The organism is Janibacter limosus NBRC 16128, from assembly GCF_001570985.1.
Classification (GTDB): domain Bacteria; phylum Actinomycetota; class Actinomycetes; order Actinomycetales; family Dermatophilaceae; genus Janibacter; species Janibacter limosus.
The window spans coordinates 22431-37594 of the sequence record NZ_BCSS01000035.1; the positions used below are offsets into that span (position 1 = coordinate 22431).

16 protein-coding genes are annotated in these 15164 nt (G+C 67.3%); 7 read left to right on the forward strand and 9 right to left on the reverse strand.

Going from position 1 to position 15164, the window contains the following annotated elements:
- Nucleotides 1-4: 4 nt before the first annotated feature.
- From JLI01S_RS12605 to JLI01S_RS17735, 8 genes are all read right to left on the reverse strand, one after another.
- Nucleotides 5-451, reverse strand: coding sequence for a DUF4913 domain-containing protein (locus JLI01S_RS12605; protein WP_068265128.1), 447 nt, complete (start codon nt 449-451; stop codon nt 5-7).
- Nucleotides 448-2160 carry a type IV secretory system conjugative DNA transfer family protein gene (locus tag JLI01S_RS12610; RefSeq protein WP_157074948.1) on the reverse strand — a complete coding sequence of 571 codons (1713 nt, stop codon included), beginning with the start codon at nt 2158-2160 and terminating at the stop codon, nt 448-450. The genes JLI01S_RS12605 and JLI01S_RS12610 overlap by 4 nt, the downstream gene beginning before the upstream one ends.
- Nucleotides 2150-3676 carry a putative type IV secretion/conjugal transfer ATPase gene (locus tag JLI01S_RS12615; protein ID WP_068265132.1) on the reverse strand — a complete coding sequence of 509 codons (1527 nt, stop codon included), beginning with the start codon at nt 3674-3676 and terminating at the stop codon, nt 2150-2152. The genes JLI01S_RS12610 and JLI01S_RS12615 overlap by 11 nt, the downstream gene beginning before the upstream one ends.
- On the reverse strand, nt 3676-5181 hold the full coding sequence (locus JLI01S_RS12620; protein ID WP_068265134.1) for an SCO6880 family protein: 1506 nt from the start codon (nt 5179-5181) through the stop codon (nt 3676-3678). Before JLI01S_RS12620 ends, JLI01S_RS12615 begins: the two co-directional genes overlap by 1 nt.
- Nucleotides 5178-6680, reverse strand: coding sequence for a hypothetical protein (locus tag JLI01S_RS12625; RefSeq protein WP_157074949.1), 1503 nt, complete (start codon nt 6678-6680; stop codon nt 5178-5180). Before JLI01S_RS12625 ends, JLI01S_RS12620 begins: the two co-directional genes overlap by 4 nt.
- Before the next feature lie 101 nt (nt 6681-6781).
- Complete coding sequence (locus JLI01S_RS12630; protein ID WP_068265138.1) at nt 6782-7471, reverse strand: DUF8175 domain-containg protein; 690 nt, start codon at nt 7469-7471, stop codon at nt 6782-6784.
- 33 nt (nt 7472-7504) lie between these two features.
- Nucleotides 7505-7696 carry a hypothetical protein gene (locus JLI01S_RS12635; RefSeq protein ID WP_157074950.1) on the reverse strand — a complete coding sequence of 64 codons (192 nt, stop codon included), beginning with the start codon at nt 7694-7696 and terminating at the stop codon, nt 7505-7507.
- A gap of 38 nt (nt 7697-7734) precedes the next feature.
- Complete coding sequence (locus JLI01S_RS17735) at nt 7735-8415, reverse strand: DUF6668 family protein (RefSeq protein ID WP_369407379.1); 681 nt, start codon at nt 8413-8415, stop codon at nt 7735-7737.
- Between the two features lie 171 nt (nt 8416-8586).
- Between JLI01S_RS17735 and JLI01S_RS17740 the strand changes: the two genes are divergently transcribed.
- Both JLI01S_RS17740 and JLI01S_RS12645 read left to right on the forward strand, forming a co-directional pair.
- Nucleotides 8587-8820 carry a helix-turn-helix domain-containing protein gene (locus tag JLI01S_RS17740; protein ID WP_068265144.1) on the forward strand — a complete coding sequence of 78 codons (234 nt, stop codon included), beginning with the start codon at nt 8587-8589 and terminating at the stop codon, nt 8818-8820.
- Nucleotides 8821-8958: 138 nt separating this feature from the next.
- Complete coding sequence (locus tag JLI01S_RS12645) at nt 8959-9888, forward strand: peptidoglycan DD-metalloendopeptidase family protein (protein WP_169797328.1); 930 nt, start codon at nt 8959-8961, stop codon at nt 9886-9888.
- Here JLI01S_RS12645 and JLI01S_RS17165 read toward each other — a convergent pair.
- Nucleotides 9878-10105, reverse strand: a complete 228-nt coding sequence (locus tag JLI01S_RS17165; RefSeq protein ID WP_068265150.1) for a hypothetical protein — start codon at nt 10103-10105, stop codon at nt 9878-9880. The genes JLI01S_RS12645 and JLI01S_RS17165 overlap by 11 nt on opposite strands.
- A gap of 31 nt (nt 10106-10136) precedes the next feature.
- On the opposite strand from JLI01S_RS17165, the gene JLI01S_RS12655 reads away from it, so the two are divergent.
- The 5 genes from JLI01S_RS12655 to JLI01S_RS12670 all read left to right on the forward strand — a co-directional run bounded on the left by JLI01S_RS12655 (nt 10137) and on the right by JLI01S_RS12670 (nt 14683).
- Entirely contained in the window at nt 10137-10541 is a 405-nt protein-coding gene (locus JLI01S_RS12655; RefSeq protein ID WP_068265152.1) for a hypothetical protein, read from the forward strand.
- A 13-nt stretch (nt 10542-10554) separates the two neighbouring features.
- Nucleotides 10555-12198, forward strand: a complete 1644-nt coding sequence (locus JLI01S_RS12660) for a hypothetical protein (RefSeq protein ID WP_068265154.1) — start codon at nt 10555-10557, stop codon at nt 12196-12198.
- 55 nt (nt 12199-12253) lie between these two features.
- Nucleotides 12254-12493: a hypothetical protein gene (locus tag JLI01S_RS17005; protein WP_157074951.1), complete on the forward strand. Its 240-nt coding sequence runs from the start codon at nt 12254-12256 to the stop codon at nt 12491-12493.
- A gap of 196 nt (nt 12494-12689) precedes the next feature.
- Entirely contained in the window at nt 12690-13895 is a 1206-nt protein-coding gene (locus JLI01S_RS12665; protein ID WP_157074952.1) for a hypothetical protein, read from the forward strand.
- A gap of 35 nt (nt 13896-13930) precedes the next feature.
- On the forward strand, nt 13931-14683 hold the full coding sequence (locus tag JLI01S_RS12670; protein WP_068265158.1) for an Rv1352/Rv1906c domain-containing protein: 753 nt from the start codon (nt 13931-13933) through the stop codon (nt 14681-14683).
- Nucleotides 14684-15164 lie beyond the last annotated feature (481 nt).

Below are 15164 nucleotides of genomic sequence, written 5' to 3' on the forward strand. Positions count from 1 at the left end.
ATCGTCACCCTTCGGCTTCGTCGGCGGAGGACTCATCCGCCGCCGACGAAGCGCTGTAGGTGCGGAACATGCCCTCGGGGGGCTCGTCGACGGGCCATGCGGGGTCGGCCTGGTGTTGGTCCTTGCGCGCGTCGCACCGCTTGAACGGCGTGCTGTCAGGGTTGGTCAACGCAGCAACCGTCGGATCGAGATAGTCGCGAATCCAGACCGCAGTCCCCGTGCCGGGCTCTACTCGCAGGGCCTCGAAGGCATCCCACAGGGCCTCCAGGCGCAGGACGGCCTCCTCGTGGTCCCACCACTGACGGCACCATTGCTTCGGCTGCTCGTGCCGGACGGCTACCTCGAGGAAGAAGTCCCTGACGAAGACCGGCAGGGACTCGAAGGCCAGCGTGGGATCTGTGTCGTCGACGGAGGCAGGTTCGGCCGGGGTCGTCCAGTCCACGTCGCTCATGCCGCTTCGCTCCCTTCCCCGTAGTGCTTGATGCTGGCGCTGATGAGGTCGGCCTGCGGGAGCGTGCTCCAGTGCTGGAGCGCGAGTAGGACCGCCGGGACGCCAGAGGCGAACGCTACGGCGCGGCCCTGAGGAAGCGATGAGACGTCGTCTACGTCGAGGATCTTTTCCCGGCGCAGCTGCTGTGACGTCGAGGACCCTGAGCGCATCGACTGCGAGGTTGAGCGGGTGCGCTTGTCGTGATCTCCGACCAGCCGGGAGATCGTGCCCGCGAACTCGTCATCCGCGATGCCCATGCCGACGCCGCGCAAGTTCGCTGCGTCCCACAGCTGCTTCATGCCCGGACGGCCGAACACGCGCACGCCCTGCGACCACGACTGGAGATAGGACGCGAGGATGATCCCTCGGGAGCCGTAGTGCGAGTACAGGTCGGGCAGCTCAGGCCACCGGCAGATGTTGGCGACCTCGTCGAGCATGCACAGCAAGGGCCGGCGGAGCCGTCCGCCCTGCTCGATGCTGAGCTCCTCAGCCGCTTGCGTGACTGCCACCGTCAACGTAGCGGTCAGTGCGCGAGCGGAGCCGGGGCCTTCCTTCGACAGAAGGTAGAGCGTGTCCTTGGACCGCACAAACTCCTCTGGCTTGAACTCCACCCGGCCCTCGCCGGGCGTGATCCACGCCTGAACTCTGGGGTTGCGCAGCCACGAGAGCATCGTCTCGGCGGTGCCGTAGATGCCGTCACGCTGCTTGGCGGTCTTCGAGCGGAAGGACTCGATGTCCAGCGCCGAAGACTCCTCGCCAGCCTCCAGCAGGAGATCCTCCGGCTCCCGCTCGTCGGGTGTGCGCACCCAGTTGAAGACGTCAGCCATCGTCTTGTTGCCCTTTGCGCCAGCCAGCAACAGCGCCGAGACCAGCGTGCGCCCGGCTGGGTCGAAGTAGGCATCGGGCTTCGCGTCAGCGTCACGCACCGCCGCCGTGAACAGCGAAGCGACCTGGTCGGCGCGCGTGACATCGGTGACGTACGACAACGGCGACCACCACCACGACGGCTCGGTGGTGCCCGCCAGACTCTGCGGGTCATGCACCCGCACCAGCCCGCTCTGCGACCGAGGGCCACGCGTCGCGTCGAGCAGATCACGCTTGTTGCTCGTGGCCAGCACAGGGCCACCCGTTGCCAGAACCTGTGGGATGCACAGCGAGCTCGTCTTGCCTGCGCGCGGACCCATGATCCACAACTGCGTCCACTCCCACGACGTGCCCAAGGCGGTGCCGCCGTTGACGGCTTTGCCCACCGGGACCCCAGCGCCGCACTCGGCTGCCACGCGCAGACGCCCCGCGTCGCCCCGCAGCGCCGCCATCGTCAGGGACTGAAAGTCGCTCGGTTTGGACATCGACGCAGCCAGGTGGTCCACCCGCGACGCGCCAGCCTTCGGGGCGAGCACGGCACGCCCAGCCGCCGTGACCAGACAGACGACACAGACCACAATGACCAATGCGACCAACGTGGCGGTGACCGACCACGTCGCCTCACCGGTGGCCAGATCAATAACCCACCCCAGCGGGTTGCCGCCCGGCGACAACCCTGCGATCACGGCCGAGGTCCACCCGACGAGGACCGCGAGCAGGATCACCCCGCCCAGGCCGCACAGCATGTACAGGCCAAGGTCGCTCGACGGCTCGTTCAGTCGCCCAGCACGGCGCTCACGCTGCATCGCGTGCCGCCCGGGCCGCGCGACGGTCGGCCTCAACGGCCGCCCAACGCGTGTTGGTGTTGTTCACCACGAGCTCGTCGTCCGTGAGGTCAACCCGGAAGGGGATGCCAGGCCGTGAGCCGCGCTTGAGCAGGAACAGACCGAGGCCGGGAGGCGACCCATCCTCGCCGTCGCTCTCAGTGTCGGACCAAGTCGTGATCATCTGGCGCTCCTTGACCGGCATCGCGAACACCTCTTCGAGGTTGCCCATTTCCTTGGGAGCCAAACCGCCGAGGTAGACCATCTCGGAGCGCTCGACGAAGCCCCACGCCTTCTCCGTGGCTTCCTCGGTGGCCAGCCGGAGGTCGCTCATCGTGTGGGTGCACATGATCTGTGGGAGCAGCAGCTGCCGGTTCAGTCGCGTGATCGCGTCGATGCGGTCGACCATCTGAAGGCTCGCGCGCAGGATGCGCCACAGCTCGTCCATGACGAGCACGTAGATCCGCTCCGGGGCCAGCCCAGCGGCCGCGAGAGTCTTCGCGCCCTGCACCGCGGCCGAACCATAGGACCAGGACACGAGCTGGAGCGCGGCCTGCATGTGGGTGTCGGTGTCGTCGATCTCCGACATGTCGAAGACCACCGGCCGGTCCAGCACCATCGGGATCGACGTGGCTCGGGCGAAGGTGTCACCGAACTGACCTTCGCTGCCCACGCCCTGGAGAGCGTCGATGAGGCGCTCCGTCCGCTCGTGATAGCGCGATTCGATGCCACGGTCACGGATCACTCGGGAGATCTCCGGGTGGCGTGACTCAATGACCTCGCGGACGTCGTCGACCAGCGGTGGGGTCCCCATGTCCGGGTCCAGTACCCGGATCGCGACCCGCAGCGCGGTGATCTCGAAATCCTCGAGCCGGTCGCCGCGCACGAGCTCGCACAGGCCGCCGAGGGTGTTGAGACGACGCCCCTCCAGCTGCGCGCGGACCTTGCGGGCCTCCTCTTCGTCCAGATGCGGCAGCGCCATCGCGGCCGGGCCGGGGTCGAGTGGGTTGATGTTGGAGCGCCCACGACCCAGCGTGACGACCTGCCCACCCAGGGCACGGATGAGCTCGACGTAGTCAGGCTTGAGATCCGACAGGATCATCGGGACGACGCCCCACGAGGACAGCACCGTCAGCATGCGACGGATCAGGGTGCTCTTCCCCAACCCGGGTCGGCCCAGAATGAAGGCGGAAGGGTTGAGGATGAATCCCTTCATGAACCACGTCACGGGGTCGGCGCACACCAGCGCCTTGCGCTCCTGATGACGACCCAACGGGACGCCTTCGACGGTCAGGCTCGACCCGGCCGCGAAGGGCCACAGCCCGCAAATCTGGTTGCTCGTAGCCTCGAACTCCGGCGCGGGCTCGACGATGGTGGCCCAACCACCGCCCGGGCGACGTCGGCCGCGCTTGCCCCGGCCATCGACGCTCTCGCTCGACCGACCAAGGAACGTGTCCAGGACCGCACGGAGTCCGGGCTTGGATTCAAACGCAGCCATTACATGGTCTCCCTCAAGACGCCCGGCAGAGATGACCGCTCCGGCAGCACGATGCCCAAGGGCATCGACGCCACGAAGGCGGTGTCATGCATCCCCCAGCAGGGACGGAACTTCAACCGGGCCTGACCGGCCAGATTCATCAAAGCCGACCGCGCCGTGGGCAGGTCCGCGATGTCCTCGACCGTCGCCGTAGCGATCAGCCCGATACGCACGAAGGGAGCACCCTCCGCCTCCGCCTTCGCGTTAGCCTTTGCGCTGGCCAAAGCGGCCTTCCTGCGCTCAGACGGTCCGGTGTTACGACGACTATCCGCATTCGACGTCGCCGACGTCACCCGCCAGTCCGCCAACTGGGCGGACAAGGCCGGGTCCATCGGCCGGTAAAGCAACGCCACCCGCTTACGAGCGACCCGCTCAGACGGGCGCAGCAGCTCCTTGAGTTGCAGCGTGTAGAACACGCCCTTGGGCGGCTCGACCATCATCACCGAGGTACTGACCGACCCGTCGTGCGCGTAGTAGTCCTTACCCGAGTGCGCCGAGACCGGCCCGCACTCGCTCCACGTCAGTCCGGTCCCGTCCTCAGAGCGGGCCTTTTCAATCGCCGTGGCCACGCTCGGGTCGAAGGCCACACGGGTGTCATCGACGATGTCGGCAGCCACCCGGGACCGCAGGGAGTGCCCTGCCCCCGTCAGGCGAAGAGTGGAGATCATCTCCGGCAGGCAGGTGCCGATGTCGTCAGCCATCGTGTCCACATCCCGCACGCCCTTGCCGTCGTGCTTGGCCGCATCAAAGGTCAGGGTGACCGTCGTCGTGATCTGCGCCGATCCCGCCGGGGCAGTCTCGACAATCTTGCGCAGGACCCGCTGCGAGAACTCCGGCGCAGACGGGTCGAGGTTGGCCATCGCGGCACGCTCCAGCCGCAGGCCCGAGTCCGGGACCGTCTCGACGACGACCTGCACGCCGATGAGGTCACGCTGCCGCGCTAGCGACGCCAAGTAGGTGCCCCACATCGCCGCGCGGCGGTCGATGTCCTCCTGGTCGAGGCCGACCACGCCCTCCGGGCGGGTGTCGATCACGACGGAGTAGTGGTCGACCGAACGGTGGTGGATCATCGCGAAGGGATTGCCGTAGGTGTCCTCTGCCTCCAGCAGCTCCGAGTCAGCCATGACCCCCGGCAGGTCCAGACTGCCGTGCGAGACCAGACCCGTGGGGCCCTGAGCCAGGACCGTCAGGCCCTTGCGCGTCGCGCGGCCAAACCGCACCCGGTGGGCCACCCGCGCGTAGGGGTTGGAGTCGAAGACCATCGTTCCAATGACCCACGGCGTCATCGCCACGAACGCTAGAGCGATCCAGCCCAGACCCGCCCAGAAGTTGACGAAGAACAGCAGGATCAACGCCATGAATACGGCCGCGACCAAGGTCAGGAACTGCACTGGGGAGAATCCAGCAATCCCCGGTGCCTTCGGCCGCGACAAGTTCGAATACTTCACCGCTTCAGTCATCGTCATCCCCTCCTCGTCGAGCCGGCCCCGGCCGACTCGCTCATCTCGTCAATCGCGGCACCTGTGGCCGAGACCGTGGCCAGACCTGCCTGCCCGGCACGCTCCGCGCTCTGCCGAGCGCGGCTACCCACCACACGGGCACCACCCGTTCCTCCGGGAACGGCCGGAGCAGCGGAAGCGCCGTGGATCTCATTGGCCCCACTGGGAGCATCGCTCGTCAACTGGCCACCAGTCGGGCCCGTGCTGGCAGCTTTCGGTGCCTCGTCACCTGAGGACGCGGCCTGCCCGGTAGGGCTCTGCGAACCTCCAGCAGGGGCCGCCACGGGAACAGCCGACGGGGACTCAGGTGTGCCCCCCACGCCGCCCGGCGCAGCTGCACCCTCCGCGACCGTGCCTCCTCCAGGCGGTGGAGGCGGTGGAGACGGTGGAGGCGGAGATCCGCCACCACCGTCGTCATCATCATCGACAGGTGCGGGGGACAGCTGCGGCATGCCACTGGCGCGGGGGGCCAGTTGTGATGCACCGGTCCCTCCGCCACCGGAGGGAACGGGACCGCCGCTCATCGGTGCAGTGCCAACCGCGGCACCCCCACCGCCAGCTCCAGCAGACGCGCCCCCGGATGCGAACGTCGCGCCCAACGCGGCCGCCCCGTAAACCGCAGCACCAGCCGCGGCGATGCCCGCCGCGCCAGAGAACGCGTTGGACGTACCGACAGCCGCCTCAGCCACGAAGAACTTGACCATCGCTGGCCCTGCGATGCCGACCAGCAGCAGCAGCGTGGTCCCCCACATGAACTCCTGCAACGGGTTGTCGTCGCCCTGGCCCTGCACCATCCGCAGCCCAAGCCCGTACAGCACCGCGGCGACCGGCTTGTAGAGCACGCACGCCAGCAAGAACATCAGCGCCTTGTTGAACCGCTCCTGTCCCGTGCGGAAGCCGCTCGACGCCGCGAACGCGGGAATGAACGCCACAGTGGCGATGATCAGCGGGCTACGCACGATCATCCACAGGAACTGCATGATGGACCCGGCGGCCGCGACGATGATCAGGATGATCGCGATCAGCGACAGGCCTTGCATCATCTGACCGTCCTGGAGAACGCTTCCTCCGAGCAGCGCCTCCGAGAACTTGTCGCCGGTGTTGAGGTCCTGTTCCCGGTGCCCCGAGATCGCGTACAAAGCCCACAGCGAGAACTCATCACTGGCACGCAGTAGCAGCGTGGTCATGCCGATGACTAGCGAGCTCGACGCCACGACGTTGATCATCATTCGCACGATGACCCGGCCCTCAGTGCCCGCGTCGAGCGTCCAAAACATGCGGATGACCGCAGCCATCATCGACAACGTCCCCACCAGCAGCACCACCCACTCCAGCGACGAGGAGACCGCCGTCAGAGTCGAGGAAGCGCGGCCATCATCGGTCCCCACGCTCGGTGAATCGACCGCGAACATCGAGGTGCCGAAGGTGCCGACGATCTCGACCAGGCCATCCATGGTGCTCTGCACCAACCGCTCCATAAAGGAATCCGCAGCGCCCGATACAGCGTCCCCCACAACGTCATCAGTTGCGCAGGCGACTGGGGCCATCGGATTGCACGCCGCAGGCATCACCGCGGGCCCCAGGCGCTGTAGCCAGCAAGAGAGGTCACGGGCTCAAACTGACTGGTTGTGTTGGCCGGGTCGTCCGCAAGCCACTTCCAGTCCCCGTTAGACCACTCATGAACCGACGTGCCCGACTGGTAGCCGGGCTGACCGGACACCTCGTATGCGATTGTCACCACGGCACGATCCGGTGACGGGGACTCGACCTTGAAGCCGCGCACCGTGAGGACGGTGCTAGCTGGGGGCGAGTTCGATTCTCCTCCGCTGTCAGCGGGAATCGCACCCTTGACGTGGGCCGCCTGCTTGTCGGGGTCGATCGCTGGGAGGTTCAAGGTAAAGAAGACGGCCCCCATGGGATTGTGCGCGAAACAGGCTCGGTCACCGTCCTTGACGATGCCCGGTCCGTACTCCTTCGAGGTCGGGATGGTCACCCCAGCCTTGAGTTCCCACGTCACTTCCGGCCCGACGTCGGGCACCCTTCCATCCCCGACCGGCAGGCCGCAGATCCCATCCGTCTCTTCTGCGACCTCGCTCGGCGAGGAGGAGGCGTGGCTCCCCGAGGTGCCCTGCGTCGCAACGGGAGGGTCCTCACCCCCACGAGAGCCCAGCACCCAGCCAAGCGCGACCGCAGCGAGGACCACCGCCGCGACAACGGCGACAATCCATGCGATTCCAGACCTCTTCTTCTTGGCCATGTCTCTCCCCTTCGGGTTGGACGAGCTAGATCGTCAGGTCAGTGCACTCAGGATCTGGCCAACGACACCGAGCAGAACCAGTCCGGCGCACACGACTAGGAAGGCGCGGATTCCCTGACTAGAGCGGCCGTCGATCACACCCAAGAAGATCAGGATGACCGCGACGATGAGACCGAAACCGCCCATGGCGATCGCGGCCCACATGACCCAGTTGAGGACGGTCATCAGGGTGTCAGCTCCGGGAGGGGCCACAGGTGTGGGGTTCATCGGTTTACTCCTTCATTCGGGATGGGATTCAGGCCGCGTGTCGCGGCCCACTTGCTGACCTTCTTCGCTACCCCGGCCACTCGGCGGGGGGCGAGTTCAAGAGACGGCGTGGCACTCAGGTGCCACTCGGGCACCCACTCCAGTCGCCAAGTCCGGGGGTACATGCGGGAGACCCGTTTGAGGGGGGAGGCCAGCTCGCTCGCCAGCTTCGGGCCGTCCGCGATCAGCAGCAGTCCTAGCAGCGCGACACCGTCAAGGTCGCCTGCACCCCACTGCCACGCCGCTTGCGCGGCACGCTCCAGGCCGACACCCGATGTGCGGGCTACCAGCACCACCGCGCCCCGGGTCGGGATGAGCCCAACGCCCTGGCCGGGCACCCATGCAGTGTCATCACTGTCAGGAGCGAATCGGGCCAGCACCTGCTGCGCAGTCGTCGCACCAGCACCGCCATGAAGGCCGACCACAGCGACCTGTGCCCCGACAAGACCCCCGGACGCGCGCAGCACCGCAGGTCCACTGCGCTGACGCCCTGTCCCGGGAGGCAGTACCGGACCCTCCGCTTGACCTGAGGGGCCAAGCACCAGGTCATCGAGCGAGAGCAGCTCCGCTTCGCGCTCCTGTGCCGGCTCAGCCACAACTGCCGGACGGAACGGATTCTGTCCCAAATGGTCTGACATCAAACTTCCCCCCTACCCGCGCGGACGGCCACGACCGTCCTATAGCGTCTTCCACTAACGACAGTACCTTCGTGCGACGCCAGTTCACAGCAATTTGTTTAAAGACTTAGTAAATACTGCGCATGCTCCCCTGTGCATGTGTGATGCTCTACGTATCAGAAAGGTCATCCGATGGAGGACGACGTGCTACCCGAGCTGCGGGACTACGGCCCCAGCCTCACGACCGACGAAGCTTCGACCGTGTTGCACCTGCACCGCGCGACGGTCAGCCGCCTACTTGCACGTGGCGAGCTCCCGGGCTTCATGGTCGCTGGGCAATGGCGGCTACGGCGCGCAGATGTGCAGGCCGTCATGCTCGGACAGTGGTCCCCCTCGGATGGTCACAGGGACAGCGACCAGCCGTAGGCATCCTGACACGAGGATGCGACACGCGCTTTAGGGGGAAAAGTGAAGGCACTCGGGGGGGCTCTCGTCGCCTTTGTGCTGTTCCTTGTGGTGCTCGTTCCCATCGTCGCGCAGGGCTCACGCAGCGTTGAAACCGGAGTGGGCAACCCACTCTTGGGCAACCTCGACAGCGCCAAGATCCCGGCCGAGTACCGCAAATTCATCGAGGCCGCCGGGACCGTCTGCGCCGAGGTCCCCGCTGCGGCCATAGCCGCGCAGATCCAGCAGGAGAGCGGGTGGAATTCCAAGGCCACCAGCCCTGTGGGGGCCCAAGGACTGACCCAGTTCATGCCGGGCACGTGGGCCACGCTCGGCCGGGACGTCGACGGCAACGGCGTTGCCTCCCCCTTCGACCCAGCCGACGCGATCGACGCTCAGGCGCGCTACATGTGCCAGCTTGCGGGCAGCGTCAAGCGATACGCGGTGCAGGGAGGGTCCTCGGTCATCGAACTGGCCTGGGCGGCCTACAACGCTGGCCCCGGCGCAGTTGCTCAATACGGCGGCATCCCGCCCTATGCCGAGACCCAGAACTACGTCGCCACGCTCCGCTCGACCATGTCGACCTTCCTCGGCGACGTCGTCAAGGTCGGAGGCAAGTGGGGAGCACCACTGGCCGCCAGCCACCTGATCCCCACCAGCGGCTTTGGGCCCCGCGGCAGCCCCTGCGGCGGATGCTCCTCCAACCACCAGGGCCAAGACTTCGGGGCACCCGATGGCGCGCCCATCTACGCCGCATGCAGCGGCATCGTCGACTTCGCCGGACAGATGAGCGGCTACGGCAACATCACCTTCATCAACTGCGGCGGCGGCGTGCGCACCGGCTACGCCCACCAGTCCGCGATCGGCGTCCGCGTCGGCCAGAAAGTCACAGCGGGCACCGAGATCGGCAAAGTCGGAGCAACAGGCGTCGGGACCGGCGCGCACCTGCACTTCGAGGTGCGCACCGGAGCACCCGCCGGGGGCGGAGGCCTCAGCGGGACCCCCGTCTCCCCCACACCCTTCATGCGAGAACAGGGCATCACATGGTGATCACCAAGACCTCCGCCGCGTCCGCTGTCCTGGCCGTGGCCCTCCTGACCACCGGCTGCGGAACCAGCAGCGCGCCACCTGCACCGACCAGCACTGCCGCACCTACGACCTCCAGCTCATCGCCACGCGGCACGACCGCAGCGAAGACGTCCACGACGGCCAGCGCAACATCGACTGAGGGCAGGCCAACGGCCAAACCCGCCAAGGGCACGAGCACGCCACGAGGTCCCCTGCCCAAGACGGACAGCGTGAACGACCGCAATGCCGCTGCCGTCGCAGCCGCCTACGTGCAGACCGTCGAGACCATCGACACCCGCATCGACAACAGCCGTAGCGATGCCCAGCGTCGGGCAGCGCACTGGCTGACACCCGATCTCGCCAAGGAAGTCGCCAAGGGCCTCCCCGGCGGCGCGGGATGGGCCGCCCTGGCCAAGAAGTCCGCGTGGACCAAAGCCACCGTCACCGACGTCACGCCCTCGGGCGCCGACCCGACCAAGGGACTGACCGCAGACCGCGTGGTTCAGGTCGAGGTCACGACCTACGGCCGCAGCCGCAAGCCCATCGGCAAGCCCACGACCAGCACCATGACCGTCGCCCTCCAGCGCACCACCGAGAGCAAGCCGTGGCGCGTCACCGACATGCAGACCTACTGAGGAAGGAAGGACCATGACGACTATCGACGAGACCACGGGCGAAGAAGTCTTCGATCCCTCATCCGTGCCGTCCTTCCCCGTCGTCAACGTGCGCGTGCACGCCGATGACGACGGCCACATGCGAGGCGAGCTCGACGGCAAACCTGTCGACGTCGACGACGCAGACCCGATCACCAGCCTCATGGACGCTGCCGCCCGCATCGCTTCGACCCGGCCCATGCGGGCCGTGCGCGTTAGCGCCACCGACACCAGCGACACCACCTGGCTCATGGTCGTCCACGCAGACGGGCGGTCCTGGGACCTCAACACCAACGACACCAAGGACGGCCGGAAGGGCCGGCTCAACGCCGCCGGAGTCACTAACCGGACCCTCGCCGTGCTCGTCGCCGGAACTCTCACGCTCAGCGTCGGCGGACTCGGAGCCGCATGGGCACTCAGCTCCCGCGACACCCAGAGCGTCTACACGCCCACCGCAGCACCGGCAGGTGAAGCGCCCGTCGTGCCCGTCCAGGGATGGGCACGACGGGCAGCGTGGGTCTCCCCCGAACTCGAGCGGAACAGCGCCGACAACACCGTCCTGTCGACCAAGACCAGCGTGATCGCCACGTTCGCCACGAACGACGGAACGGCGCTGGGAGCACTGCGGCCCTACGACGGCGCGACCCTGTGGACCTCGCCCCTGCCCGGGCCCCTCAGCGGGCCCCCGCAGCTGAGTTCCTACGACGGCCGCGAGGCCATCGCGGCCGCCACCGACAACAAGCTCCTCGTCTGGCCCAACAACGGGTCCGCAGGAACCGCGCCCACACCCACCCAGTGGGACTTCACCGAAGCCAACGTCAAGCTCGTTCCTCGTAGCCCCGTTCCGGTACTGGCCGCCGACGACTCACCCACAGCACTCGTCCTCAACGGTGACCAGCTGGAGCGGCGGGTCGTTCCGGCCGGAGCCCACGTCATCGGAGCCGACGACGAAGGGAGCGTGACCGCCGTCAACGACGTCGGCCAGTGGTGGCACCTGACCGACGAGAGCACCGCCCCCTCCCCCAGCGAGCTCCAGCCGCCGACCAAGGGCGCGCAGGTGCACGAGATCCTCGGGGTCGCAGGACGCACCCTCATCGTCGCGTGGACCCACAGCGACGACAGCACGACCCTTGTCGGCTATGCCACCGAGAACAAGATGCAGTCGGTCTGGGAGGCAACGGCTGACGGCAAGCCCTCCAGCAGCGACTTCGACGTCGCCCCCAACGGCACCTGGGCCGTGGCAGGTTCCACCTCGATCGACGCCGAGAGCGGTGCCACACGGGCGCTGCCCGACGACTGGCGGACTCTTGGCATCACCAACGACGCAGCCTGGTCACAGGACTACGTCGCCAAAAAGATCACCAAAGCGCGGGCGATCGACCAGCCAGTCGACGACCCCTCAGGAGTCCCGGTCGCCACCACGCGAGAGGGGCGAGGCCTCATCATCGCCAACAGCGGACAGACCACCCGCCTCTACGCGCTCGAAGGCGACCCTGGCCGCCCCTACGACGCCGGCGAGACCATCGCGCCGGCCGCGACCAGCACTACGACGCCTGCAAAGAGGGCCCCGAGCGGCAAGAAGAGCAGCGCCACCGTCTCGACGAAACGCTCCGAAACGGACAGAACCAATGAATCTTGAAGACACGCGCGCAACATCCGCCGCGGTTTCTGTTTCTTCTGCGAGTCTGTGGCGCATGGGACAGAAGAGAGGTCAAGGCGGCCGCCCGCACAAGGGCCCTCGCGACGCGATGATGATCCGTCCGCACGAAGACATCGGGCGCGTTGTCCGCGCACGTGCCGAAGAAGCGGGTTACACCGTGACCGGCTACGTCTCTGCCGTCCTTGCCCGCGAGGTTGGCCTGCCGCACCTGGCTCCAGCCCCTGACGGACCTCCTGCCGACAAGCAGCGCGAGGAGCTGCCTCTCACCGGATGACGTGATCGGGGCAAGGCCCCGAACATGACGAAAGCCCCGGCGGCAACCGGAGCTCAACGTCTGTAGCAGCGGACTGAGTTGGCGCTCAGTCCCAATCTGAACCTTCTCCGACAGGGAGGTAGGTGGCTTTGTGCTGCCCACTCTAACCGAATCCGCTAGCGGATATCCAGATCGCCACGGCTGCCACACACCGATCGTGCGCCAAACGGTCGAGCACACCCACACCGCGGTGCTGCCCGACGACCCCAAAGAGCGTCGACGTCTGGCACTGACCAGCCGCGAATGCCCCGAAGGGCTAAGCGCGTGGGTTCAGCGACGATGCCTGCGCTCCCCTCAGCTACTCCCCCGCCGCCACCAAACCGACAGGTGGCGCGCACGCACCACCAACCCCGCAGGAGTCCACTACGAGACCCCCGAAGGCGCCTACAGCGGCATCCAGGCGTGGCGCTCCCGCGAGCACTGGCTGACCTACGTCGTGCCGACCGCGATCGCCCTCATGCCCGAGAAGCGCGCAGGCCGCGTCTCCGAGGACCTCCTGCGCCGCTACCTGCTCGTGCGCTCCGGCTACGCCCACGCTGCCACTGGCCGCGGAGCCATCGTGCGACCCGACACCCTCGCCTCCGTGCTCGACTGCACCACCAGACAGGTCCAAAACGCCCAGCGCGTCGCCCGCGACATGGGCCTGGAGGTCGTCATCCAGAAAGGCCGGATGCTCACCTGGGCCGAGCGCATGCGAGCCCGCCGCAGCGGCTCCCACCAGCGCGGGCTCGCTACAGAAGTGGCTTTCACCAGCCCCTCACACCTGGGGAAAACCGCCGTCGAGCATGTGGACGTTTTCACCCCTCCTAAGAGGTCCAAGACCTCTCAAAAATCTCACCTAAAACTTCTCTCCCCTAGCGCCGCAAGCGGCGACACAAAGGACGCGGCTCCGCCGCGGGCCTCGACAAGGAGGGTCCCGGCTGCCCGCAGAGCCGGCACCCGGCTCGGGGAAGACCTCCGAAAGCTCCTCCCCTGGCTGCGCACCGAGCGACCCGGCCGACTCGGGCCCCCCCTGGCCCGGTTCGCCACCGCAGCCACACCTTGGAGCGCCCAAGACGTCGCCATCGCACTAGCCGACCTCGCCACGAGGCGAGGTCACGCCGGACAGCTGACCGCCGACCACATCAACACCCGACCCGCCGTCGTCCTCGCCGGTCTGCTGCGCGAACTCGACCCCGAAGCCGACCACCCCACAGCCGCCGCGTTCCACGACCAAGACCCCACGCCCTGCAACCGACCCGACTGCGACCACGGCTGGCTCACTCTCGAAGGGCACCGCGGCCACACCACCGTCGCGCCCTGCCCCACCTGCCCCCCCGGCGTGCGCACCCTCCACGACCAAGACGACGAGGCCGAGTTCTAGCCCATCCGGCCCGCGGCAGGGCCATACTGACGCCCATGCGCCCCCTCGTCCTGGCCGCCGCTGCGGCAGTGAGCCTGACCGCCTGTGGCATCGCGCCGGAGACGCCGGCCCCGAGCAGCACCTTCGCTGCGGACATCAGCGGCACAAGCACCACGACGAGCACCTCCAGCAGCACGCCCGACGCCTACGGCTCCAATGACTCCTACGCGGTGCTCACCTACACCTGCGGTGGCACCACATTCGAGACAGCCTTCGACGCCAGAGAGAGCGGAGAGGACTGCGAAGCAGAGTCCAACGGCGTAGCGGACATTTCTTCCGAGGAGATGGCTGCCCTCGACACCGCGTACGGCGACGAGGAGACCCACGAGATCAGCTCACTCGACGTCCTGTGGGGACTTTGCGCCACCAACATCGACCCCGCCACCACTTACCCCTCCGGGCTCAGCAGCGTGCAGACCAAGGAAATCAAGGGGATGCTCACCCTCTGCCCGGACCACCCGCGCGCCAACGAGTACCGCACGGCCATGAAGAAGGGCCAAGCCCAAGACAAGGAACGGGCCGAAGGGACTCGGTTCAACGACGGCACCTTCGTCGTCGGCACCGACGTCAAGCCAGGCACCTACGTCGTGAAGGACGTCGAGGACTGCTACTGGGAACGGCAAGACGCCAACGGAGCCACCATCGACAATGACTTCAAGACCGCCGCAGCGCAGATTAGGGTCACGATCGCCTCCACCGATCACGCCTTCGTCGCGAAGGGTTGCGGCGAGTGGACCCAAGAGAAGTGACGGCCCAATACCCCACCGGCCTCACCGGGCCACTCCCAGAACCCGACAACAGCAAGGCCTGGCCCCGGGTGCTCGACCTGGCCCTCGACGACCAGCCCCTAGGCACCGTCGCGGCCTGCCTCAACCCCGAATGTGGCAAGCCCGTCCGATTCGAGCACGACGTCAAGGGCCCCGCAGCCCTCTACTGCTCCCATCACTGCCGCTCACGCACCAGCGCCCTACGCACCCGAGTCAACCAACAACTCCAGGTCATCGAAACCGCGCTCGGCCCCAAGGGGCGCTACGCGAGAGGTCTACCCCGGGCCGAGCTTCGCGACCGAGCACGCCACCTCAAATGGTGGCTCGCCCGTCTGACCCCGTCCGAGGACTAGCCCTCCAGCCGGTCCGATGGGGCGCATGTGGCCGATGGGGCGACTGAGAAATGAACTCCTCCGCGAAACGCGCGACAGGCCCCTGACTCGACGACGGTCTGTCCGAGACG